Source organism: Vibrio sp. RE86 (genome assembly GCF_013114545.1).
GTDB lineage: Bacteria > Pseudomonadota > Gammaproteobacteria > Enterobacterales > Vibrionaceae > Vibrio.
In genome coordinates, this window is sequence record NZ_VTXI01000026.1 from 21,556 (window position 1) to 43,916 (window position 22,361).

Annotated in this window: 22 protein-coding genes and 1 other RNA gene; 9 read left to right on the forward strand and 14 right to left on the reverse strand. The window is 44.8% G+C overall.

The features are described from left to right. Positions 1–112: 112 nt before the first annotated feature. From F0231_RS18770 to rpoE, 4 genes are read right to left on the reverse strand one after another with little or no spacing between them, the layout of a single operon-like run. Positions 113–583, reverse strand: a complete 471-nt coding sequence (locus tag F0231_RS18770; RefSeq protein WP_171761223.1) for a SoxR reducing system RseC family protein — start codon at positions 581–583, stop codon at positions 113–115. Then, a complete protein-coding gene (gene rseB, locus F0231_RS18775; RefSeq protein WP_171761224.1) occupies positions 580–1,545 on the reverse strand; it encodes a sigma-E factor regulatory protein RseB in 966 nt (321 codons plus the stop codon). Before rseB ends, F0231_RS18770 begins: the two co-directional genes overlap by 4 nt. Beyond that, positions 1,542–2,156 (reverse strand): RseA family anti-sigma factor, encoded by a 615-nt coding sequence (locus F0231_RS18780; RefSeq protein ID WP_171761225.1) that lies wholly within the window; start codon positions 2,154–2,156, stop codon positions 1,542–1,544. Before F0231_RS18780 ends, rseB begins: the two co-directional genes overlap by 4 nt. Before the next feature lie 25 nt (positions 2,157–2,181). Then, the gene (gene rpoE, locus F0231_RS18785) at positions 2,182–2,760 is read right to left on the reverse strand and encodes an RNA polymerase sigma factor RpoE (RefSeq protein ID WP_004415624.1); all 579 of its coding nucleotides are present in this window, start codon (positions 2,758–2,760) and stop codon (positions 2,182–2,184) included. A gap of 404 nt (positions 2,761–3,164) precedes the next feature. On the opposite strand from rpoE, the gene nadB reads away from it, so the two are divergent. After that, on the forward strand, positions 3,165–4,778 hold the full coding sequence (gene nadB, locus F0231_RS18790) for an L-aspartate oxidase (protein WP_171761226.1): 1,614 nt from the start codon (positions 3,165–3,167) through the stop codon (positions 4,776–4,778). A gap of 33 nt (positions 4,779–4,811) precedes the next feature. On the opposite strand, the gene F0231_RS21270 is transcribed toward nadB, so the two are convergent. Together F0231_RS21270 and F0231_RS18800 are read right to left on the reverse strand one after the other, a co-directional pair. Further along, positions 4,812–5,129, reverse strand: a complete 318-nt coding sequence (locus F0231_RS21270; protein WP_367613487.1) for a hypothetical protein — start codon at positions 5,127–5,129, stop codon at positions 4,812–4,814. 49 nt (positions 5,130–5,178) lie between these two features. Next, entirely contained in the window at positions 5,179–5,439 is a 261-nt protein-coding gene (locus F0231_RS18800) for a succinate dehydrogenase assembly factor 2 (protein ID WP_171761227.1), read from the reverse strand. 201 nt (positions 5,440–5,640) lie between these two features. Here F0231_RS18800 and ygfZ point away from each other — a divergent pair, with 201 nt between their 5' ends. The 3 genes from ygfZ (at position 5,641) to F0231_RS18815 (ending at position 7,924) form a co-directional block, all read left to right on the forward strand. Beyond that, positions 5,641–6,609, forward strand: coding sequence for a tRNA-modifying protein YgfZ (gene ygfZ / locus F0231_RS18805; protein ID WP_171761228.1), 969 nt, complete (start codon positions 5,641–5,643; stop codon positions 6,607–6,609). Then, on the forward strand, positions 6,602–7,078 hold the full coding sequence (locus F0231_RS18810) for an aminoacyl-tRNA deacylase (protein WP_171761229.1): 477 nt from the start codon (positions 6,602–6,604) through the stop codon (positions 7,076–7,078). The genes ygfZ and F0231_RS18810 overlap by 8 nt, the downstream gene beginning before the upstream one ends. A gap of 639 nt (positions 7,079–7,717) precedes the next feature. Then, positions 7,718–7,924, forward strand: a complete 207-nt coding sequence (locus F0231_RS18815) for a DUF1107 domain-containing protein (protein ID WP_171761230.1) — start codon at positions 7,718–7,720, stop codon at positions 7,922–7,924. Between the two features lie 41 nt (positions 7,925–7,965). Here F0231_RS18815 and F0231_RS18820 read toward each other — a convergent pair whose 3' ends face one another. Genes F0231_RS18820 through F0231_RS18830 form a run of 3 tightly spaced genes read right to left on the reverse strand, consistent with a single transcriptional unit; the run spans position 7,966 to position 11,004 of the window. Continuing rightward, positions 7,966–9,195, reverse strand: a complete 1,230-nt coding sequence (locus F0231_RS18820; protein ID WP_171761231.1) for an FAD-dependent 2-octaprenylphenol hydroxylase — start codon at positions 9,193–9,195, stop codon at positions 7,966–7,968. A gap of 22 nt (positions 9,196–9,217) precedes the next feature. Continuing rightward, positions 9,218–10,393 carry a 2-octaprenyl-6-methoxyphenyl hydroxylase gene (gene ubiH, locus F0231_RS18825; RefSeq protein ID WP_171761232.1) on the reverse strand — a complete coding sequence of 392 codons (1,176 nt, stop codon included), beginning with the start codon at positions 10,391–10,393 and terminating at the stop codon, positions 9,218–9,220. 29 nt (positions 10,394–10,422) lie between these two features. Then, complete coding sequence (locus tag F0231_RS18830) at positions 10,423–11,004, reverse strand: YecA family protein (RefSeq protein WP_171761233.1); 582 nt, start codon at positions 11,002–11,004, stop codon at positions 10,423–10,425. Between the two features lie 236 nt (positions 11,005–11,240). Here F0231_RS18830 and F0231_RS18835 point away from each other — a divergent pair, with 236 nt between their 5' ends. The 5 genes from F0231_RS18835 (at position 11,241) to serA (ending at position 14,605) form a co-directional block, all read left to right on the forward strand. Further along, positions 11,241–11,549, forward strand: a complete 309-nt coding sequence (locus tag F0231_RS18835) for a cell division protein ZapA (RefSeq protein WP_171761234.1) — start codon at positions 11,241–11,243, stop codon at positions 11,547–11,549. Positions 11,550–11,569: 20 nt separating this feature from the next. Then, positions 11,570–11,753: non-coding RNA, 6S RNA (gene ssrS / locus F0231_RS18840), on the forward strand. A gap of 32 nt (positions 11,754–11,785) precedes the next feature. Beyond that, positions 11,786–12,370: a 5-formyltetrahydrofolate cyclo-ligase gene (locus F0231_RS18845; protein ID WP_171761235.1), complete on the forward strand. Its 585-nt coding sequence runs from the start codon at positions 11,786–11,788 to the stop codon at positions 12,368–12,370. Positions 12,371–12,460: 90 nt separating this feature from the next. After that, complete coding sequence (rpiA, locus tag F0231_RS18850) at positions 12,461–13,117, forward strand: ribose-5-phosphate isomerase RpiA (RefSeq protein ID WP_171761236.1); 657 nt, start codon at positions 12,461–12,463, stop codon at positions 13,115–13,117. 258 nt (positions 13,118–13,375) lie between these two features. Then, complete coding sequence (gene serA / locus F0231_RS18855) at positions 13,376–14,605, forward strand: phosphoglycerate dehydrogenase (protein WP_171761237.1); 1,230 nt, start codon at positions 13,376–13,378, stop codon at positions 14,603–14,605. Positions 14,606–14,683: 78 nt separating this feature from the next. Here the strand turns inward: serA and ilvN are convergent, their stop codons facing one another. From ilvN to F0231_RS18880, 5 genes are all read right to left on the reverse strand, one after another. Next, complete coding sequence (gene ilvN, locus F0231_RS18860; RefSeq protein WP_004744777.1) at positions 14,684–15,178, reverse strand: acetolactate synthase small subunit; 495 nt, start codon at positions 15,176–15,178, stop codon at positions 14,684–14,686. A 1-nt stretch (position 15,179) separates the two neighbouring features. After that, positions 15,180–16,904: an acetolactate synthase 3 large subunit gene (locus tag F0231_RS18865; protein ID WP_171761238.1), complete on the reverse strand. Its 1,725-nt coding sequence runs from the start codon at positions 16,902–16,904 to the stop codon at positions 15,180–15,182. Positions 16,905–17,340: 436 nt separating this feature from the next. After that, positions 17,341–19,149: a long-chain fatty acid--CoA ligase gene (locus F0231_RS18870; RefSeq protein ID WP_171761239.1), complete on the reverse strand. Its 1,809-nt coding sequence runs from the start codon at positions 19,147–19,149 to the stop codon at positions 17,341–17,343. Positions 19,150–19,316: 167 nt separating this feature from the next. Next, positions 19,317–20,276: a transcriptional regulator LeuO gene (leuO, locus tag F0231_RS18875; protein ID WP_171761240.1), complete on the reverse strand. Its 960-nt coding sequence runs from the start codon at positions 20,274–20,276 to the stop codon at positions 19,317–19,319. Between the two features lie 431 nt (positions 20,277–20,707). Then, on the reverse strand, positions 20,708–22,180 hold the full coding sequence (locus F0231_RS18880) for an outer membrane beta-barrel protein (protein ID WP_171761241.1): 1,473 nt from the start codon (positions 22,178–22,180) through the stop codon (positions 20,708–20,710). Positions 22,181–22,361 lie beyond the last annotated feature (181 nt).

A 22,361-nucleotide genomic window follows, 5' to 3' on the forward strand; every position in this document is an offset into this window, starting at 1 on the left:
AACTCTTTTAAATAGGGACAAGAAAAACCGCTGCGATACTGGGTTTAAGCAGTGCTAGCGACGGCATTTCAATCAAGTTGGCAGATTCTACCCAATTTCTAGCCGCTTCGCACTAGCTAATTGGTTCGCCCAATATCCTTAATAATATGACCTGTTGAGAAGATTGCTGCTCTAATCTGGCGGAAAATCGCTTTGCAAGGTAGATACCAACCGCCGTAGCCAGTGCTGATATCAAGATGACACTGCCTTCGCCAAGATCAAATTGAGGAGCAATAAACCATTGGCCAACAAATGCACCAATGATCATGGCAAAGAGAGGAACGAGATACACAAGAGCCGCTGATTGCAACAAGCTCTTTTCTGGTAAACCAATTTCAACCACTTGACCTTCTTTGACCATTTTGTCTGTGAACAGATGCCAGTTGAGTGATTTATTGCCGACTGCTTTAGATACGATGCCTGTTCCACAGCTTTTTTGTGACGAACAGCTGCTGCAACTGGTTTGTTGCTCGCAGCTTAGTTCAACATCAAAACCGTTAGAGTGAGGCGTAACCTCAGACACGGTCGCTAATGCCGTCATCATTGGGTTTTGCTCTCGTTGTTAGTGAACTTGACCGACTGAGCGATACGCTTTGCGGTCGCTGGCGGGATATCACCTATCACAGAGATTTCGTGTTCACCGCGAACAAAACTGTGCAAGGTTCGACGCCCCTGACGCACCAATTGGCCTTTCAAAGAGAGGTTATCGCTCTCGGAAATATAAACAGAGAAGCTGAATAGACCATCACTATACATTTGGCTCTCAACCATACGTTCAGTGTCATTCATTCGGTAGCGATTGAGCTCTTTTGGCTCAAAACCATTAGGTATCCAATCAACGGTCCAATACGCACTTTCGAGGCGACCTTTCGGTAATGATAAGACCTCTGGAAGTTTGACGTCATTCAAGCCACTTAAGATGGTCTCAATTTGGTCGTTCACTGTGTAAGAGATGGTTCGATATTGCTCTAGCACCTCTCCGTCACGGTCAACCAAGTCGGCACGCAAAGGCAGTTTGCTTTTTTCATCAACCCACAACACATAAGAGTATCGTTGCCCGTCTTTTGGCACTACGCGTAATACTTGGCAAGCCACACCAGCCTCGCGCGCTCGACCTACTTGAACGAAATCGTAGAAGTCATTCAGTTCATTGACATCAGAGTTGAGTAGCGGGATGGTTGGCGCCACCATATTGCCAGACTCTATGGTAAAAGGCTCAACACCAGGCTCGATATAGCTGACTTCATCCCCACGGCGAATCACTTCACGTACGGGACCACTTAGATAGACAAGGTGGGCGAGCTGCTTTTCTCCCGACACAGCGTGTCGATACAGTAAAGGCTCGATACTGTTTTTCTTTATCAGTATGTAAGAAAGCTCATAATTTAGATGCTGACTTGCTTCGTTCATTTGAAACAACAAAGCCTCTGCAGCATTTTCTTCCGCAAAGGCCAGTGGAGTGTTCAAACTGAACAGTGTCAGCGCACTGATCAGAATTTTTTTCATTCAACTACCGTTTCAGGATTATCGCTATGCTCGATCGTGTTTTCACTATTCAAGCGTAGTTGTAATTCGTAGTCGCGCAGCATTGCATTAATGCGACGGCGCTGTTCCTGTACGTTGGTCTCGCTTGCCTGTGGTTGTTCCACCGATGAACGAGTCAAACTTACTGGTTCAACACTTCCAGCAAAAGGAATGGTTTGAAGCACAGGCAAGACATCAGATTCTGGGGCTCCTGCATCAGTGCCACCATATTGTTGAACACCTAAGATCACGGCAAGTGACACACAGGCAGCCATCGCAACTTGGCCAAATTGATTTAACCAAGCTGGCAACTGGCGACGAGCTTGAGATGGCGTAGGCTGAGACTCGACATTGCGATGCTCATTCAACTGAGTCACTGTCGAGTGCGCTGGCTCATCTTCTAATGCTAATGCAACGCTTTCAGCAATGTTCCACTCCGGTTTTTCCGGCGCATCGCCACGCATTACATCACCAATTAAATGGTAATTTTGCCATGATTGCAGGCTTTCTTGGTCTTGCTCTAATTCTGAAATTAAAGCTTTATCAACCAACTCTCCGTCCATGAGTGCTGAAAGTTTCTCTTTGTCAGCCATTATTTTCACCATTAATGTTACTGGTCTAGCGTTGTAAAAGGGGTTGAATTTTTTTCTCAACCGCTTCACGAGCACGGAAGATACGTGAACGTACCGTTCCCACAGGGCAATCCATAACCGCTGCTATTTCTTCGTAGCTTAAGCCATCGAGCTCGCGCAACGTCATTGCGGTTTTTAAATCATCAGGTAGTGCTTCTATCGCACTGAAAACAACACGTTTCAATTCGTTGGACAGCGTTAAGTTCTCAGGGTTCGATATTTCTTTTAATGCACTACCCGTTTCGTAATATTCAGCATCTTCAGTATCCACATCTTGTGCAGGGGGCCTACGGCCTTGAGCGACAAGGTGGTTTTTTGCAGTATTAACAGCAATCCGATATAACCAAGTATAGAAGGCACTTTCACCACGAAAGCTTGGTATCGCTCGGTACGCCTTAATAAATGCTTCTTGTGCTACATCGGGAACATCCCCAGGATTATTCACATAGCGAGAAATAAGGTTGCACACTTTGTTTTGGTACTTAGTCACCAACAAATTAAATGCTTGCTTATCCCCATTCTGAACTCGCTCAATTAATACTTGATCGGTCAGCTGCTCGTTCATTCGAGCGGGTACTCCTATTGTTATTCGCTCCCATCTTTTTAGATATGAGCATTAATTATGCAAAATGTAGTATTGACACCACTGCTTACTTGAGCACTATTGTGACCTAGCAGATAAATATAAGTTCAATAAATCTTTAAACTATTTTTACAAAATGAAGCGCCAATCTACCTCTTAGTCGAATTGTGAGGATGAGTGTAGAGAAAAGCAATGGTATTTACGAAGAATTGCACTCAATGCAAAGCCACGCTCGCAATGATATTATAGTGGATTGACTTCCAAATTTCGTGAAGTCGCATTGGCAACTCAATGACAGATTTTGAGCGGGATCGCTCGGCTACCGATGTACGCCAGCCGTTTGGCATCTATATCGGTACAATTTAACTCGGGAATTTAAAAGTTTTATGAACGCAAACCGTGAACATCAGTGTGATGTGTTAGTGGTGGGTAGTGGCGCAGCAGGACTTTCACTAGCGTTACGTGTCGCAGAGTTCGGCAAGGTTATCGTACTCAGCAAAGGGCCACGCAGTGAAGGCGCAACCTTTTATGCACAAGGTGGTATCGCCGCCGTATTTGATGAATCAGACAGCATCGAATCACATGTACAAGACACCCTAGTTGCTGGTGCAGGCATCTGTGAGCAAGAGACCGTTGAGTTTATCGCCAAGAACGCAAAAGAGTGTGTGCAGTGGTTAATCGATGGTGGTGTACCCTTTGATCGTGAAGAGAACGACACTGATGAAGCCCCTCGCTACCATCTGACTCGCGAAGGTGGTCATAGTCATCGCCGCATTCTTCACGCCGCAGACGCGACGGGTATGGCAATGCAAACCTCATTGCAAGACAATGTTCATAATCACCCTAACATTACGGTTTTAGAGCGTCATAATGCATTGGATCTCATCACAGAAGATAAAGTCGGTGGTGATAGCAACAAGATTGTCGGTGCTTACATTTGGAACCGTAATCAAGAGAACGTTGAGACGGTTCGCGCTAAATTTGTGGTTCTTGCAACCGGTGGCGCTTCAAAAGTTTATCAGTACACTTCAAATCCAGACGTTTCGTCAGGTGACGGCATTGCAATGGCTTGGCGCGCAGGCTGTCGAGTAGCAAACTTAGAGTTTAATCAATTCCACCCTACTTGTTTGTATCACCCTGAAGCACGTAACTTCCTGCTGACCGAAGCACTTCGCGGTGAAGGCGCTTATCTGCGTCGTCCAGACGGCACACGCTTTATGCCGGACTTTGATGAGCGAGAAGAACTTGCACCTCGTGACGTCGTTGCTCGAGCGATCGATTTCGAGATGAAACGACTGGGCGCTGATTGCATGTACCTTGATATCAGCCATAAGCCCGCTGACTTTATTGAGAAGCACTTCCCTACAATAAATTCTCGCCTACTCGATCTTGGTATCGACATGACTAAAGAGCCTATCCCTGTCGTACCTGCTGCGCACTATACCTGTGGTGGTGTCATGGTTGAACAGACTGGTCAAACCGATTTGTCCCAGCTCTATGCGATCGGGGAAGTAAGCTATACAGGCCTGCACGGTGCAAATCGCATGGCATCAAACTCTTTGCTTGAATGTGTGGTTTATGCGTGGGCAGCCGCGAACGATATCATCGCTAATCTTGATCAAGCTAGCTTGCCGCCAGAACTTCCAGCATGGGATGAAAGCCAAGTAAACTGTTCAGATGAAGAGGTCGTCATTCAGCATAACTGGCACGAATTACGTCTATTTATGTGGGACTACATGGGGATTGTACGTACCGACCGCCGTTTAGAGCGTGCGCTGCGCCGTATCCAACTCCTGCAACAGGAAACACTGGAGTACTACAGTAACTTCAGAGTATCGAATAACCTACTTGAGCTAAGAAACTTACTTCAAGTGGCTGAACTTATGGTGCGTTGCGCGATGGAGCGCAAAGAGAGCCGCGGTCTACACTATACGTTAGACTACCCTGAGCTTGCCGAAGAGAGTGGCCCTACAATTCTGGTACCTGAAAAACAAAAATAACCTGTTTTCAAAGAGTCATTAAATAGAAGGAGCCTAGTGCTCCTTTTTTAACATCACGACTAAATGCCGGTAGCTTCTCTCAGAAAGACTATCACGCCATAAAATGGTGCGCCGATTATCTTGTCCAAAAATAATCAAACCAAAAGACATGGCAATAAACACCACTTTCTTTATCTCAATCGTCACTCCGTCGACTTGGTAGTGAGTAGGCGAGATAAAGGTGACATCACCACGCATGGGCTCAATGAACAACCCATCTTTCAAAGTGACCCGGGCGACAATCAATAAAGCAGGAAAAACGGCAGTAAGTGGCAAACTAGAAGCCACAATTAAACAACAGGCCAACATCATAAGAATAATGTTGGCCTGCAATGCATAGTATGAGTGAGAGAGGCTAAGCCTAACGGACTTTGCTGAGGTTATGGGCGACAATCTTATCTACCATTGAAGCATGACCTAGGTTTTCGCTGCGGCCGTGCCCCATAATCCAGGTGAAAAGGTCTGGATCATCACACTCAAGAAGTGACACAAAGTCACGTTGTTCGTTTTCTTTAAGGGCTTCAAAACATTCTTCGAAAAAAGGCATGATCACAACATCGAGCTCTAGCATTCCTCGGCGACATGCCCATTTGATACGCGCTTTTTCTTCTGCGGTATACATTCTAATTCCTCACCTTATCGGTTGATTTTGGCCGAGTGTAACAAGCAAATTCACCAACAACTAGTGCGCCAGTCACACTCCCGAGCAAGGTCTCGAATTTCCTTCTCAAGAGTCGAATCAATGACACACAACTCTAAAGGTTGTTTCTCGATAGCCATCAGCGATAACATACAGTCATCAAGACTTTATTAGGTAACGATCATGGATTGGCAGAACGACTTTACTCCTTTAAACCTCGCATCAACAGACGCGACACCTGAATTAGCGATTATCCACCTAACATCATGGGGCACGATCACCATGCAAGGTGATGACAAAAAATCCTACCTTCAAGGGCAAGTAACGTGTGATGTCGTAACATTGGATACTGAGTCATCAACCTTTGGTGCCCATTGTGATGCCAAGGGTAAGGTTTGGAGTGTATTCCGCCTATTTCACCACAATGGTGGCTACGCAATGTTTCAACCAAGCTCTGTGATTGAAAAAGAGCTCGCTGAACTCAAAAAATACGCCATTTTCTCTAAAGTAGAGATCACTCAAGGCCAAGATATTGCTCTAGGGCTCATCGGTGAAAACGCAACGAGCGTCATTGATACTCTGTCAGATCAAACAGGTGATGTGCGTGTTATTGATGGTGGCAGCGCAGTAAAAATTGATGAGCAACGTTGGCTTCTTTTGGTTTCTGCAGATCAAGCTGAAAAACTCCTGACCACTATTGATGCTGAAAAAGCCGATGAATCGCTGTGGACACTGAATGACATCAAAGCAGGTCTTCCACTATTGACGGCTGAGCAGCAAATTGAGCACATCCCTCAAGCACTCAACGTGCAAGCAGTGGATGGTATTAGTTTTAGTAAAGGCTGCTATACCGGCCAAGAAACCGTAGCTCGCGCTAAGTATCGTGGTATCAACAAGCGCGCACTTTTCATCGTGAAAGGACAAGCTGATTCAGAGATTGACCTTAATGCTGACATTGAACGCTCAGTGGGTGAAAACTGGCGCAGTGCGGGTAAGCTGCTAGCAAGCTATCGTTATAGTGATAACGTTGCGATCGGCATTGTTGTGTTACCAAATAACTTGGATTCAGACACCACTCTGCGACTAAAAGATCAGCCGGAACACTCATGGACATTTGAAGCACTGCCATACTCACTTGATGACGATGAATAACGACTTTTCAACTCACATTACTCAGTATCTTGATGCGCAGCAGGTGCCTTTTCGCCTGCTGCCACACCAAAGAGCTGCAACAACGATTGAAGATGCTGCCGAGCAGCGTGGTATCCGCCCAGCCCAAATGGTGAAATCCATTGTGCTTCGTGACATGAGCAATCGATACGCCATTGCCTGCGCCCCAGGAGATCAATCTGTTGATCCTAAAAAAGTACGAGCATTGCTAGATTGGCGTCGAATGACTTGTGTCTCAATGAGCGAAGTCGCCAGTCTGACGGGTTATCAGGTTGGAACCGTCGTGCCTTTACTGTTAAGAACGCCGATGGAGATCATTTTTGATCAGCAGCTTCTATCAGAGCCTGAAGTCACGATCAGTAGCGGGTCAAACATGGCTGGAGTTGCACTCAATATTCAGGATCTTATCCAGCTCTGCCAACCAAAGATCGCAAGCATCTGTCGAAACTAAACTTTAGATCTACCACCATAGAGTTAATCCGTTAGCTATTGATTGCAATCCATTACATTAAAGGTTTGATCAGTTTCGCATCATTAAACATGACTCATTAAATTGTTATTCATTTTTAAAGCATAAGTAGTCACTAAGTGTTTTTTGGGGTAATCTAAACACGTTGGTTAAAGTTCAGACAGCAAGCTATGCAGGTCTGGCACTAACTCGGGAGTTTTAGAATACAACTCCTGAGTGATGTGTTTTCCTTCTCCAACAGAAAAGTGAATCCACTGATTGTTTCAGGACATCCACTTTTTGTGTAATGCATCTGTGACTATTCGCCCGCCACTAAGCGGGCATTTTTTTGGCAAAAAATCACCCAAATCTCACATCTAAAGCAAAAGTTAAACTATTCTTTAAAGTAACTGTCACACAGTTAAGGCTTAATACTTTCCGTGCTCCTCAGGAGAGTTCCAGAACCAGAACATAAATGAGGTAATAATCACAATAAATTGGATATTTATCCGAATTTTTGCCTACGGCAACACAAATATCCAAACAAACCTAATTTACTGCATATTCCCCCACCATAATCACAAACTTTTAGGCGGAATATTCGTATAATTTGCAGTGCTTGCTAAACATAAGGATAAATGTATGAGACTGTTTAAGCGCTATACACCAGGTATGATTGCTAAACACATTAGTCGGCTATTCAAGGGAAGAATATACATCTACGGCGTCGGTAAATTTGAATTCGATAACGGCAAACTCATTTTGCCAGAGAGTGCTGAACGCAGGCACTTCCAAGCGGTTAAAGAAATTAACCGTGAGGTCATGAAACTCCGATGCGCCTATGCGTAACAGATGAAAAAAGGGTTGGCAGTGCCAACCCTTTTGCATTTTTATGATTGCGATTTAATGGCAGAACGCTGAGCAAGCCTCGGTAAATGCCCAGACAACCCTAACGCACGTTTCATGATTTCATCTTTAGCACCAGGCAATTGGCCAATGACTTTCATGCCGATACCACGAATCAGCTTCTTCGCTGGATTGTTCCCTTCAAAGAGATCTTTAAAGCCCTGCATTGCAGCAATCATCTTCGCCGCTTCAGCCTTTCGCCAACGCTCGTAACCTCTTAGGTTTCGCTTAGTGCCTATATCTTCTCCTGCCTGCCAAAGTTCAATGACTTCTTGCGCTAAGCTCGCAGCATCCAATAGGCCTAAATTAACCCCTTGCCCAGCCAGAGGGTGAATCGTATGCGCCGCGTCACCAACTAGAGCGACTCGTTCAGTGACAAAATCACGTGCGTAACGCATCTTTAAAGGGAACGCAAAACGCTCACCAACTACTTCACATAGACCCAGTTTGTTATCGAACTCAGCAGTGAGCACTTTATTAAACTCACCTTTCGACATCTCGATAAGACGTTCTGCACGATTCGGTTCCGTAGACCAAACAATGGAATTAAGGTTGTCATCTCCTAGCGGCAAGAATGCCAACGGACCTTGTGGAGTGAAAATCTGGCGTGCAATGCGTTCATGTGACTCCTTGGTTCGAATATTAGCAACAACGGCACTGTGGCCATAATCCCAATGAGTCAGTGGAATATCTTGCTGCTTTCTCACCCAAGAGTTAGCGCCATCGGCACCGACGACTAACTTCGCGGTTAGTGCTTGGCCGTTATCAAGCGTCAGCCAAGCTTCACTTTCTCCGATCGCCATACTTGCACATTTAGCAGGCATAAAGAGCGTCACATTGCTCTGCTGTTTAACTTGCTCAAGTAAGGCCAGTTGAATGACTCGATTTTCCACAATATGCCCAAGGTCAGGTTGAGCGAGCTGTTGTGCTTCGAACTCAATACGGGCAAAGCTGTCTTGCTCCCAAACTTCCATTGCTCGATACGGAGCAGCGCGACGTCGGGTTATCCCTTGCCATGCTCCCAAGTTACGCAAAATAGTTTCACTAGAGCGACTTAATGCAGAAACTCGCACATCAGGTAACTCATCAAGTTCTACCTGTGGCTCACGACTTTCTATAACCGCAATTCGTAGGTCTGTCTCTTTGAAAGCCGAAGCCAGCGCAAGCCCAACCATTCCACCGCCAACAATGGCGATATCTACACTTTGCATCATACTGTTTCTGTCCTTGTGTGGCTTAACGTGCCACCAAACCTAATGTTCTTTTTAATAATGGCATTTTCAGTGGTGCGATGTTGTCCATTGCAAATAAACCTAAATTGCGGCCTATTCGCATCGTAAGGTAATCATTGGAAAAGATATGCACCAATGAGGAAGTCATCGCAATCGTCGCTTGCCTATCTGGCTCTCGTTGCGTTTTAAAACGGCTAAGCACACTATAATCACCAGGATCTTCACTGTTTTGAGCAATACTTTCTGCCAATGTAGCGACGTCTCGAATGCCTAAGTTAAAACCTTGCCCTGCTATTGGGTGTAAGGTTTGTGCAGCATTGCCAACGATAGCAAAGCGGTGCGAGACGTTTTGCTGGCGATAACGAAGTAAAAGTGGGTAATGAGCGCGTTTTCCGACCTTTTCTAATTGACCAAGTCGCCAACCAAAACTGTCTTGAAGCGCTGACAGGAAAGCTTCTTCATCATAGCTCATCACCTTTTCAGCCACATCTGGTCGCAAACACCAAACCAGTGACATACGACCTTCTGACATCGGCAACAGCGCAACAGGGCCTGACTGCGTAAAACGCTCAAAAGCACGCCCTTCGTGCTTAACTTGTGTTGTGACATTGGCAATGACGGCGACCTGGTCGAAATCATGCTCAGAAAGCTCTAGACCAATTTGCTGACAACACGTCGAGATGGCGCCATCTGCGGCAACAAGTAGCTTGCCTTGTATGGTCTGCTCGTCACTGAGTTCAACGGTAACTTCTTGCTGCTGACGAGATACGGTCTTAACCGACGCATGCATCACTTCAATGTGATTATCTTGCTGCGCGAGTTGATGATAGATACGCCCTACGTCCGCCAGTTCAACCACATACCCCAGTGCATCAACGCCCACTTCATGCTTTGAAATGTCGGTAAGCCCCGCGTGTGAACGATCAGAAACATGAATATGCTCTATTGGCGTCGCAACTTGTGCTATCTCATCCCACAACTCAAACTGTTTAAGTATATTGACGGTACCGTAAGAAAGGGCAATCGAACGAGAATCAAAACCGGGGTGTGCTTGATGATCAACCGGAAAAGGCTCGATAACTGCAATGGAAAGAGGTCTGGTCGCTCGCTTGTTGAGTGCAAGAGCCAGAGTCATTCCCGCCATTGCACCACCAGCAATAACCACATCGAACTGCTTCATGGACGTACCTATATCTGAGTCACTCTATCTTAATGAATTGTTGGAGCAGGCTGCGTTTCAGACGTTGGACGCTGGCCAAATTCAGCATGCACCGTCAGCGCACATGCTTTCACATGCTCAATCACTTGCTCTAAAAGCTGTGCTTGCTCCTGCAGGTCATCATCCTCGTCGATGCCCAGTTTTGCGATCTCTTCAAGATCGGCTAACGCTTCTTTCACATCACTTGACGCTTTTTTCAGTTCAGCCCCAACAAGACCAACACCTGAAATAAAGTGATTAACCCACTCAGCTAAACCATCTGCGATATCAAACAAAGAAGCGCTGGCTTCTTCATTCGGTAGTAGGAGATCAAGCTCTAAGTCGGATCCAGTTAGCTCATTTTTCGTCGCATCCAACGTAGCTTGTGCAAGTTGAAGGGCTTTACTAGGCCACCCCATGCCTTCACTCACATAGTCGAACACCATTGGTTGCCAGCTTTTGTCATTCAGATTTAAGCCACCGCTTAACATGCCTGTCAGTAAGCCGTGTAGCTCAGCAGGGTTAACCGCTAAACCAGCTGACTGAAGTTCACTTGCAAATGTCAGGTAATCAGGGAGTTTTGTTTCGCTCATTTGAATGGCCTAAATTAAGATAAATAATCTCAATCGTACCATTTACCTAAGCACGCGAAAACGAACGATTATCGAATGTGAGTAGCTTTTATTCAATTTGCCCAATTACTGTGTTGTTGTGCGATGATTTTCAGTTGAGGTTCTGGAAAAGCTTGAATCTTAATGGCCGTTTTTCTATAGTTTCTACCTCGGTGATTGTCTGCTTTATCACCTTAGACAACAGATATAGAGTCGATATGAGTAATCAAGCGGTAGAAGTTGAAATCTTAGGCAAAGTAACTCTGGTAAACTGTCCTTCAGGGCAAGAAGAGTCTTTGGTTAGTGCCGCTGCTCGCTTAGATGAACGCCTCAAAGATATGGCCTCTAAGACGAAAATTACCAATGAAGTTCAACTTCTCACATTTGTTGCCTTAAACTTTTGCCACGAGCTCGTAACTCGTGAAGACGATTCAAAGCAAGAACAAAGCGCACTGCTTGAGCGAATGGAACTGCTCACATCATCACTAGACAGTGCGATAAGTAAAGTAAAGCCAGGACAGCAATAACCTTTACAGCAAAACAAGAATTTACCCTGGAGTGTTCGTTAGGGGGTTACGTCCCTGAGCCGATAAGCAATGCCAAAGGGTTAGTACTTGGTTGCTATTGAGCAAGCTCGGCTCGAACCGAGAAGCCTACGGTAACCATTGCTGACCCGCCCTGAACCAGCTGGTTCATGGGTCAAAAACTTCCAACGGCACTCTGGGGTATCCTACTCTGATACCCATCAACTATGGGTAACATCATGCCACTCTCTCGCTCAGACTTTCGCAAAGACATCCGCCAAAAACGTAATCGCCTCAGTGATTCTTTTCAGCGCCAAGCAGGTTTAGACCTTTGTCGCCAATTTCTCTCCATGCCTGAAGTGGCTTCGGCCAAACACATTGCTCTTTACCTCTCAGCCGATGGCGAAGTAGAAACTCAACCACTCATCGAATCGTTATGGCAACAAGGCAAGCATGTTTATTTGCCCGTCATCCATCCGTTTTCTAAAGGGCACCTGCTGTTTTTACGCTACACAAAGCAAACGCCTATGGTGCTCAATCAATACCGAATTTCGGAACCTAAGCTCAACCAAACTCAAATCATACCCGCTCAGTCTCTCGATTTAATTTGTACTCCTTTAGTCGCTTTCGATACTCAGGGTCATCGTCTAGGAATGGGCGGAGGGTATTATGATCGAACACTCGCGCCTTGGTTTGCGACCGGTCATGGACCTAAACCCATTGGTCTTGCTCACGACTGCCAGCATGTAGAATCATTGCCAACGAAATCTTGGGATGTCCCCTTACCGAAAGTTGTGACTCCAACCAAGGTTTGGCAGTGGTAACCCTTAGGTAAAGTTGTCACTTCAAGTATGATAACGATAAGGCTATAATCGCCGCGCAAACGTTAATATAACCTCTTTTAGGAGATGAGCATGACTCAAGATGAAATGAAGAAAGAAGCTGGTTGGGCAGCACTTAAATATGTCGAAAAAGGCAGCATTGTGGGTGTTGGTACAGGCTCAACAGTGAATCACTTCATCGACGCCTTAGGCACAATGAAAGAGGAAATTAAAGGTGCTGTTTCTAGCTCTGTTGCATCAACTGAGCGTCTGAAAGAGCTAGAGATTGAAGTATTTGATTGTAACGAAGTTGCAGGTCTAGACATTTATGTAGACGGCGCAGATGAAATCAACGCCGATCGTGAAATGATCAAAGGTGGTGGCGCAGCACTGACACGTGAAAAAATCGTTGCAGCTATCTCTGATAAGTTCATCTGTATCGTCGACAACACCAAAGCAGTTGACGTACTTGGTGAGTTTCCATTGCCAGTTGAAGTCATCCCAATGGCACGCTCATACGTTGCTCGCGAACTAGTAAAACTTGGCGGTGACCCAGCTTACCGTGAAGGTTGCACGACTGATAATGGCAATATCATCCTAGATGTTTACGGCCTTAAGATTACCAATCCAAAAGAGCTTGAAGATAAGATCAACGCACTTCCAGGCGTTGTGACTGTCGGCCTATTTGCTCACCGTGGTGCTGATGTCGTTATCACTGGCACACCAGAAGGTGCGAAAATCGAAGAGTAACCCATACTCCCGATTCTTGTTATTTCATTACAAATGGCACCTAAGGGTGCCGTTTTTGTTGTTTCTCCTTATAAAAATTATTCCTTATTCCGTAATTTTCTTACCCAAACTGTATTTTTTTTGTTAACTTAGTGAGCAGAAGACGCACAAGGAAAACGTTTGCGTCACTCTTTGTAGTAACAAAACGTTTGCTTTTATTACATTACACCGATTGTGCGCCAGTTAAGCCCCAATTTCCCCATTTTAAGGACGAAGATAATGGCCAAAGTTTCACTGGAAAAAGATAAGATCAAGATCCTCCTGCTAGAAGGACTTCACCCATCTTCTGTAGAAGTACTTCAAGCTGCAGGTTACACAAACATCGAATACCACAAAGGCTCGTTGCCTGAAGAAGAACTGCTTGAAGCAGTAAAAGATGTTCATTTCATCGGTATTCGCTCTCGCACTAACTTATCGGCAGAGGTTATCAACGCTGCTGAAAAGCTTGTTGCTGTAGGCTGTTTCTGTATTGGTACTAACCAAGTTGATCTTAAAGCCGCTGCAGTGCGCGGTATTCCAGTGTTTAACGCACCATTCTCTAACACTCGTAGTGTGGCGGAACTGGTTCTTGGGCAAGTTCTACTTCTGCTTCGCGGCATCCCTGAAAAGAATGCGCTTGCGCACCGTGGTATTTGGAAGAAGAGTGCAGATAACTCTTACGAAGCGCGTGGAAAGCGCCTTGGTATTATCGGTTACGGCCATATCGGTACTCAGCTGGGTATTATTGCTGAAAACCTCGGTATGCGCGTTTACTTCTATGATATTGAGAACAAACTCTCGCTGGGTAACGCAACTCAAATTCATACGATGAGTGAGCTACTGAACAAATGTGATGTGATTACTCTGCACGTACCAGAAACGCCAGAAACCAAGAATATGATGGGTGCAGAAGAGTTTGCTCGCATGAAACCTGGCTCAATCTTTATCAATGCTGCACGCGGAACGGTAGTAGATATTGAGGCACTATGTCATAGCCTAGAAGCAGGCCACCTTGCTGGCGCGGCGGTTGATGTATTCCCAACTGAACCTAAAACCAATGCAGACCCATTTGAGTCTCCACTGCAAAAATTCGACAATGTTATCTTAACGCCACACGTTGGTGGTTCAACGCAAGAAGCGCAAGAGAACATCGGCGTAGAGGTTGCGGGTAAGTTAGCGAAATACTCAGACAATGGTTCAACCCTATCAAGTGTTAACTTCCCTGAAGTATCACTGCCTGAGCACCGTGACTGTTCGCGTCTACTGCACATTCACCAAAACCGCCCTGGTATCTTGACGCAAATTAACACCATCTTCGCTGAAGAAGGGATCAACATTGCAGGTCAGTACCTACAGACAGCAGCTGATTTTGGTTACGTAGTGATCGATGTTGAGACTGAGCGTTCTGAAGAAGCTCTAGCTAAACTGAAGAACATCGAAGGCACGATTCGCGCGCGTATTCTTCACTAATCGCTTTCAGCCTATTTAGTTGTAAAACGAAAAAACCACCGACATGTCGGTGGTTTTTTGTATATGGACAACAGAAATCTAAGGCTTCAATGCACGTTCACCGCGAGCAATACCAACGACACCGCTACGTGCCACCTCAATCACTTCCGTCACTTCTGAAAGTGCCTGGATAAACGCGTCGAGCTTTTCGCTTGTGCCTGCCATTTGCACTGTGTATTGAGAAGCCGTCACATCAACGATCTGACCACGGAAGATATCCGCAGTACGCTTCACCTCAGCACGTGAGAATCCGCTCGCCTTCACTTTTACCATCATCAATTCACGCTCAATGTGGTCAAGTTCTGAAACTTCTTGAACCTTGAGCACATCAATTAGCTTATTAAGCTGTTTTTGAATTTGCTCAAGTTCCATATCATCAGAAATAGTGGTGATATTCAGACGAGAGAGCGTTTCATCATCTGTCGGCGAAACGGTTAATGATTCAATGTTGTAAGCACGCTGAGAAAACAGACCAACCACTCGAGACAATGCACCCGGTTGGTTCTCCATCAATAGTGAAATAATGTGTCTCATATTATGTTCTCTCCGTTTTGCTTAGCCACATCTTATCCATACCCTCGCCTTTTATCTGCATCGGGTATACATGCTCAGTTTCATCAACATTGATATCAACAAACACCAGACGATCTTTCATATCCAGTGCCTGTTTTAGACCAGACTCAAGCTGATCTGGTGACTCAATGCGAATACCAACATGACCATACGCTTCTGCGATGGCAGCAAAGTCAGGAACAGAACTCATGTACGAGTTAGAGTGTCGACCTTGGTAAATAATGTCTTGCCACTGCTTGACCATGCCTAAGAAACGGTTGTTTAGGTTAATGATCTTCACAGGAATATCGTATTGCATTGCAGTCGACAGTTCCTGAATGTTCATTTGAATACTGCCATCACCGGTAACAACCACAACTTCTTCATCAGGTTTTGCAAACTTAACGCCCATACCTGCCGGTAGACCAAAACCCATGGTGCCAAGACCACCTGAATTTATCCAACGACGCGGTTTATTAAATGGGTAATAGAGTGCGGCAAACATCTGGTGCTGACCAACATCCGATGCAACATAAGCATCGCCGTTCGTTAGCTTGTGCAGTGTTTCAATAACCTGTTGTGGTTTGATACGCTCAGGAGAGGTTTCATAAGATAAACATTCACGGCCACGCCACTGTTCGATTTCGTCCCACCAGCGATTAACGGCATCTTGATCATTGGTACTGCCCTGCTCTTCCATCAGGCTGAGCATTGCCTTTAGCACTTTATCTGCCGAACCTACAATCGGGACGTCTGCTTTCACATTCTTAGAGATCGACGACGGATCAATATCAATGTGCATGACTTTCGCATTCGGGCAATACTTTTCTAAGTTGTTGGTTGTACGATCATCAAAACGAACACCAACACCAAAGATTAAATCTGCGTTGTGCATCGCCATGTTAGCCTCATACAGGCCATGCATGCCGAGCATACCAAGGGAGTTTTTATGTGTTCCAGGGAAAGCACCAAGCCCCATCAAGGTACTGATAACTGGTAGGTTTAGCTTTTCTGCCAGTGTTATCAAATGCTGATCGGCTTCAGAGATCACGGCGCCACCACCGACATAAAGAACTGGCTTTTTCGCTTCAAGCAGAGTTTTCACTGCTTTTTTAATCTGACCTCTATGGCCAGTTGTCGTTGGCTTGTAAGAGCGCATCGAAATCGATTGAGGATATTCGTAAGGCAGTTTGATCTGTGGGTTCATCACATCTTTTGGCAGATCGATCAGAACTGGACCAGGGCGGCCTGTAGTCGCAATGTAGAAAGCTTTCTTCACCGTTTCAGGGATATCTTCGGCTTTCTTAACTAGGAAGCTGTGTTTCACCACTGGGCGAGAAACACCAACAATGTCACACTCTTGGAATGCGTCATTACCAATCATATTGTTTGGTACGTTACCCGAGATAACAATCATCGGGATAGAGTCCATGTAAGCGGTTGCGATACCCGTAATGGTATTGGTTGCCCCAGGACCGGAACAAACGAGAACCACCCCCGGCTTACCCGTAGCACGTGCATAGCCATCGGCCATGTGTGTTGCGGCTTGTTCATGACGAACAAGAAGGTGCTTAATTTGGTCTGTTTTTGCGTGAAGCGCATCATAGATGTCGAGAACAGAACCACCAGGATACCCGAAGATCTGCTCAACATTTTCTTCGATCAGAGATTGAACCACCATCTCTGCGCCGGATAACATTGCTGCCATATTTTTCTCCTTAACCAGTTTACCAATGTGTAAGGTCAACACCTTGGGCTGGTTTTACATAGTCTAGGTCTTATTCGTAGCCTAATTCGAAATACTTCCACTTTTTCGGCTATGTCTTGTTTGTAAATAACATCAAACAAGCTGAGCAACAAATGTAACGTTTTATTAGCATCGGGTCTAATGCGATATCTCTCCCACTTTAAACAATATCCCGTTTATCAAAAATATATAGCAACTTCAAGCTACAAACCCAACATCATTTAGATTTAATCTCTAATTTTAACTTTAAATACAATTTAAAATATTAGACAAAAAACAGAGAGGTAGAACAAAGTTAACTTTTACATCTCATACGTAAGCATGAAAAAAATCCCCCACTGCATGATTTATGCAGTGAGGGATTATTAAACAATCGAAAAATTAACTCAGCGAAAAACTACTTTTTCTCTGCCTTATCACTGTACATTTCTTCGATTTCATCCTGATATTTGTCGTTAATCACTTTGCGGCGCAATTTCTGAGTTGGAGTTAACTCTCCATCGTCCATTGAGAAAGCTTTCGGTAACAACTTGAATTTCTTCACTTGCTCAAACTTTGCCAACTCTTTCTGCAGGTCGTTAACACGCGCTTCGAGCATCTCAACGATCTGGTGGTGCTTGATGAGTTCCACGCGGTCGTGATACTTGATGTTCAACTCTTTGGCATATTCTTCAAGTGAGTCATAACAAGGCACGATCAATGCTGATACGAATTTACGCGTGTCGGCAATAACCGCAATCTGCTCAATAAAGTGATCTTTACCGATAGTACCTTCAACCATTTGTGGTGCGATGTACTTACCGTTCGAGGTCTTCATCAATTCTTTAATACGGTCAGTGATAAAGACATTGCCGTTTTCATCAATATGGCCAGCATCACCCGTTTTAAGGAAACCATGCTCATCAAAAGTCTTTGCTGTCTCTTCAGGCATTTTGTAGTAGCCACGCATCACCATTGGACCACGAACAAGAATTTCGTTGTTCTCACCAATTTTCACTTGCGCGCCTGGCATCGACATACCAATAGAGTCAGGGTTGAAACACTTGTCATCCCAACAAGAGACGGTAGCTGTCGTCTCAGTCATGCCATAACCTAACTTAACGTTGATGCCCATCGCATGGAAAAAGCGCCCAATGGTTTCATCTAACTTCGCACCGCCACACGGCATAAAGTTGATTTTTCCGCCAAGCAACGCACGCAGCTTAGACAACACCAATTTGTCAGCCAATGCGTGAGACTTTTTCAGCATCAGTGATGGCTTGCGACCTTCTTGGTGACATACCGCCATTTTAGCCCCCATGTTCACAGCCCAGGTAAATAGGACTTTGCGAATGAATGGCGCTTTAGCCACTTTTTCATGGATAGCAGAGAAAATCTTTTCGTAGAAACGAGGAACCGCACACATCACTGTCGGTTGAACTTCACTCAGCGCATCACGCACTTGCATGGTGTCTTGAAGGTAGCAGTTAGTTGCACCTTTATACAAAACGTAGAAAGTCCATGCGCGTTCAAAAACGTGAGATAGCGGAAGGAAACAGAGAGACACATCCGACTCTGACAAACTTAAGCGCGTATCGTGCCCTTCAAGCTGAGAACCAATGTTGGCGTAGTCAAGCATTACCCCTTTGGGTTGACCTGTCGTACCCGAGGTATAAATGAGAGTCAGTAGATCATCAAGGTTTGCTTGCTCAAGACGACTATCTAGCTCAACTTGATGTTCATTGCCGGCGTTGGCAATGAACTGCTGCCAGCTGATAGCAAATTGATGTTCACCAAGGTCAATATCATCAGACATCGCAACGATAAGCTCGAGCTGTTGGCATTCATTAAAAATAGAAACGGCCGCATCAAACTGAGGTTGCTCACCAACAAATAACACTCGAACATCGGCATCTTGCAGAATGTAGGCAGATTGCGCCGCGGTATTGGTTGGATAGATAGGAACGGTGACGGCGCGCAGTTGTAGCGCTGCAAAGTCGGCCACTGTCCATTGCGGCATATTGTTGGAGAAGATACCGATCTTATCCTGAACTCTAATTCCTTGAGCCAATAGAGCAAGTGATAGGGAGTCAACTTGCTGTCCAAACTGCTTCCAGCTAATGCCATTCCATATATTGCCCACTTTGTGCTTGAGAGCAATACGGTCACCACTTTTAGCAATTTGGTCACGAATTCGTTTTACGATATGAAAATCTAAGTTGGCCATCTTTAATCTACCTTTAGCTTACACCTGTAAGCTTTAATCAGCGCACAAGTGTACATTTCGGGTTAGAAAAGGCAACTGATGAGCATCAAAGTTATCAATATAAGTGACAAAAAAGCCCTGAGAAGCGTTCACTCCTCAAGGCTTTGTGATTGGGACTATTTTGTAAATTAATCTAACGCGACAACTTCACCACAAATCATCATCAACTGGTCACGTAACCAGATATGACCTTTGTCTTTTTCACTCGACTCGTGCCAGCTTAGGAAGCCGCTGATCTTGCCATTTTCGAATGGGAAATCGATCACCTGAAGTTGATCCTTATTGGCTGCATTTTCAACCATCCAACGTGGGGCTATCGTCACAAGCTCTGATTGACCAACAACATAAAGAACATTACTTAGGCTTGTACCTTCGTAGTACGCCTGAACATCTAGATCACGATACGCTTGCTCAGAGAAGCTGCGCTGGCCGTGTACTTTAGACAATTTTGCGTGGCGCTCACGTAGCAACATATCAGCTGTCACTTCGTTTTGGATTCGTGGGTGTGCTTTTGATGAAACCACAACAAGCTCATCTTGGAAGATTTCAGTGCTTGAGAAACCTTGCTCATCAAAACGAGCGTAGTCGATTACAAAATCGATCTCTTGGTAGCGCATACGCTCTGCAAGTTGGCGATCAAATTCAGCATCAAGGTGAAGCTGAACATTTGGTGCAAGCTCGTGAATTGTTGACATGATCTTAGGAGCAAAACGCATATCACACGGGCTACAAATCGCGAGTTTGAACAGGCGAGTTGATGTTTCCGGTGAGAATACAGAACTTGGTAGTTCATTACGCACAAGTTGAAGAGCTTGACGGATAGGGCCAAACAGTTGGCGAGCGCGTTGAGTAGGCTGGATACCGCGACCTTGACGCATGAACAGCTCATCGTTGAACATCACTTTTAGACGTGCCACAGCATTACTTACTGCTGGTTGTGACATACCTAGGTTATGTGCTGCTCGAGTAATATTTTGCTCCTGCATCACTGCATCAAATACAGTTAACAGGTTTAGATCTACTCCACGTAATGTACTTTCCATACGGTAGCTAGCGATAGCTCCCATAGACTCTTTCTTGTCAATCATCGGGCAAGCCTCTTTAATCTTCAGCGTAAATGGTTCTTTAAAATTCAAAATGAGTTAGGAATAGAAAACCCAGTAACCGCCCTATCCGTTATATTTATGTGTTAGATAGTTCGTGGCGAATTCCTACTATCGGCGAATCATTCAGCAATTAGCAATAAGATTGACAATTAATCAGTATTTTTTACTTAACGATTAGTAAAAACCAAACTTTACAACTACTTATGGCATTTATAAAAAAAGATAAATCCATTATTTTTACTTTCTTATATAAAGACTTGATATCAATTTGTATTGTTAAAGTAGCGTTTCACTTATGCAATAAACCTATGCATCTAACATTGGAAACAAAAATGGCATCAATAATTGATGCCACTAGAAAAAAACTGAGCACATGGGTGCTCAGCTTTCTATGGTAAGGTCGTTCAAGTGCTCTAGTTTAGCTTCGCTAGTAACTTCGCTTTGTGTCCTTTGATTTCAGAATCCATCACAACCTCTAGTTTTTGGCTATCTATACCACGGTCGCTTAAATACTTACTCAAGAAGTTCGCACGTTTCTTAGCTAGCTTAGAAGAGACACCTTCAGAGCTCACCGCTAAAGTCACTTTCTTTGATGACTCTGACTGTGCAATGAATCTATTAACCTCAGTAATATTAATGCCCATTGGCACGTAGCTGTCACGGTTGAAAACAAAATCCATTTCTTGGGTTTGCTTCGCTGCCGCTTCTTCAGCTTGAGCTTTCGCTAAGGCTTCTTGCTCTGCTTTAACACGCGCGGCTTCTTCAGCTTGAGCTTTCGCTAAGGCTTCTTGCTCTGCTTTAACGCGCGCGGCTTCTTCAGCTTGGGCTTTCGCTAAGGCATCTTGCTCTGCTTTAACGCGCGCGGCTTCTTCAGCTTGGGCTTTCGCTAAGGCATCTTGCTCTGCTTTAACGCGCGCGGCTTCTTCAGCTTTCGCTAAGGCATCTTGCTCTGCTTGCAGTCTTGCGGCTTCAGCGGCAATCAATGCTTCTTGCTCTGCTTTTAAACGTGCCGATTCTTCCGCTCTAGCAATCGCTTCTTCTTCAGCAATTTTTCGCGCTTGAGATTCTGCTTCTAATTGAGATTGAAGAGCTGCTTTTTCTTTTGCTTTCTGGGCTGCTGCTAACTCAGCCACTTCAATTCGTTGAGTTAACTCTGACTGATAATTGTCAATTTCTTTCAGGAGGTCATCATATTGATCACCCTGTAAGTTGACATTAATAGTAGGCTGATTCGTATGTGTTACAGGCTGTGCATAAGCGCCAAAACGGTAGAAAAGAGAGACTTCAACCATATCTACAGGGAAATCATCTAGAGATACTCGCTGCCAGCCCGTTTGCAACTTCCAGTTCTGAGAAATATTAAGCGCAGCACCAATACCAAATAAGGCACTGGTTCCACTATAATCTTTACTCACTCCATAAAAGTCTCTGGTACCTGACCACAACATCGCACCCAAACGACCATACAATTCAACATCATTGGATATGTTGTATGACGGTCGTAACACTGCGGTGAAACCGGATGCATCGATCGGCAGCTCTTTCTCGATAGCATTAAACGCTTCTTCTGCCTCTACCGTTAAAACACCCGTTCCTTCATAGCTAGATGAGCCCAAGTTCAAATAACCGGCCTCAATAGCAATATGTTCATTGAAGTCCATACCGAATGTCAGGGACGTCGCTATACGTGAATCACTTTCCGGTGACTCAAACGTAAGGCCGGTATCCGCCAAAAGCTCATTAACTTGTGAATCTTCAACACTAATAGGAACGTATCCAATACCAGCACCGATATAGAACCCTTGGGGAAAAGTCTCTGAGGCATGTACTGCTGAGTTCGCAGATAAAATCAACGACGTCAGTACCGCAATTTTTGTTTTTAGCATTGTAACTCCTTTCACAACTATCAATGCATTCGGCACTTAACAATATGCCATCTCGTATTTATACAAAATACCATACTGTGAAATTAAATTTCAACTAATTTTATGTAATAGTCATAAATAATTGGAAATAAACAATGGAGCATAAACCCTACTGCTCTTTATTAGAGGTACAAAAAAGCCG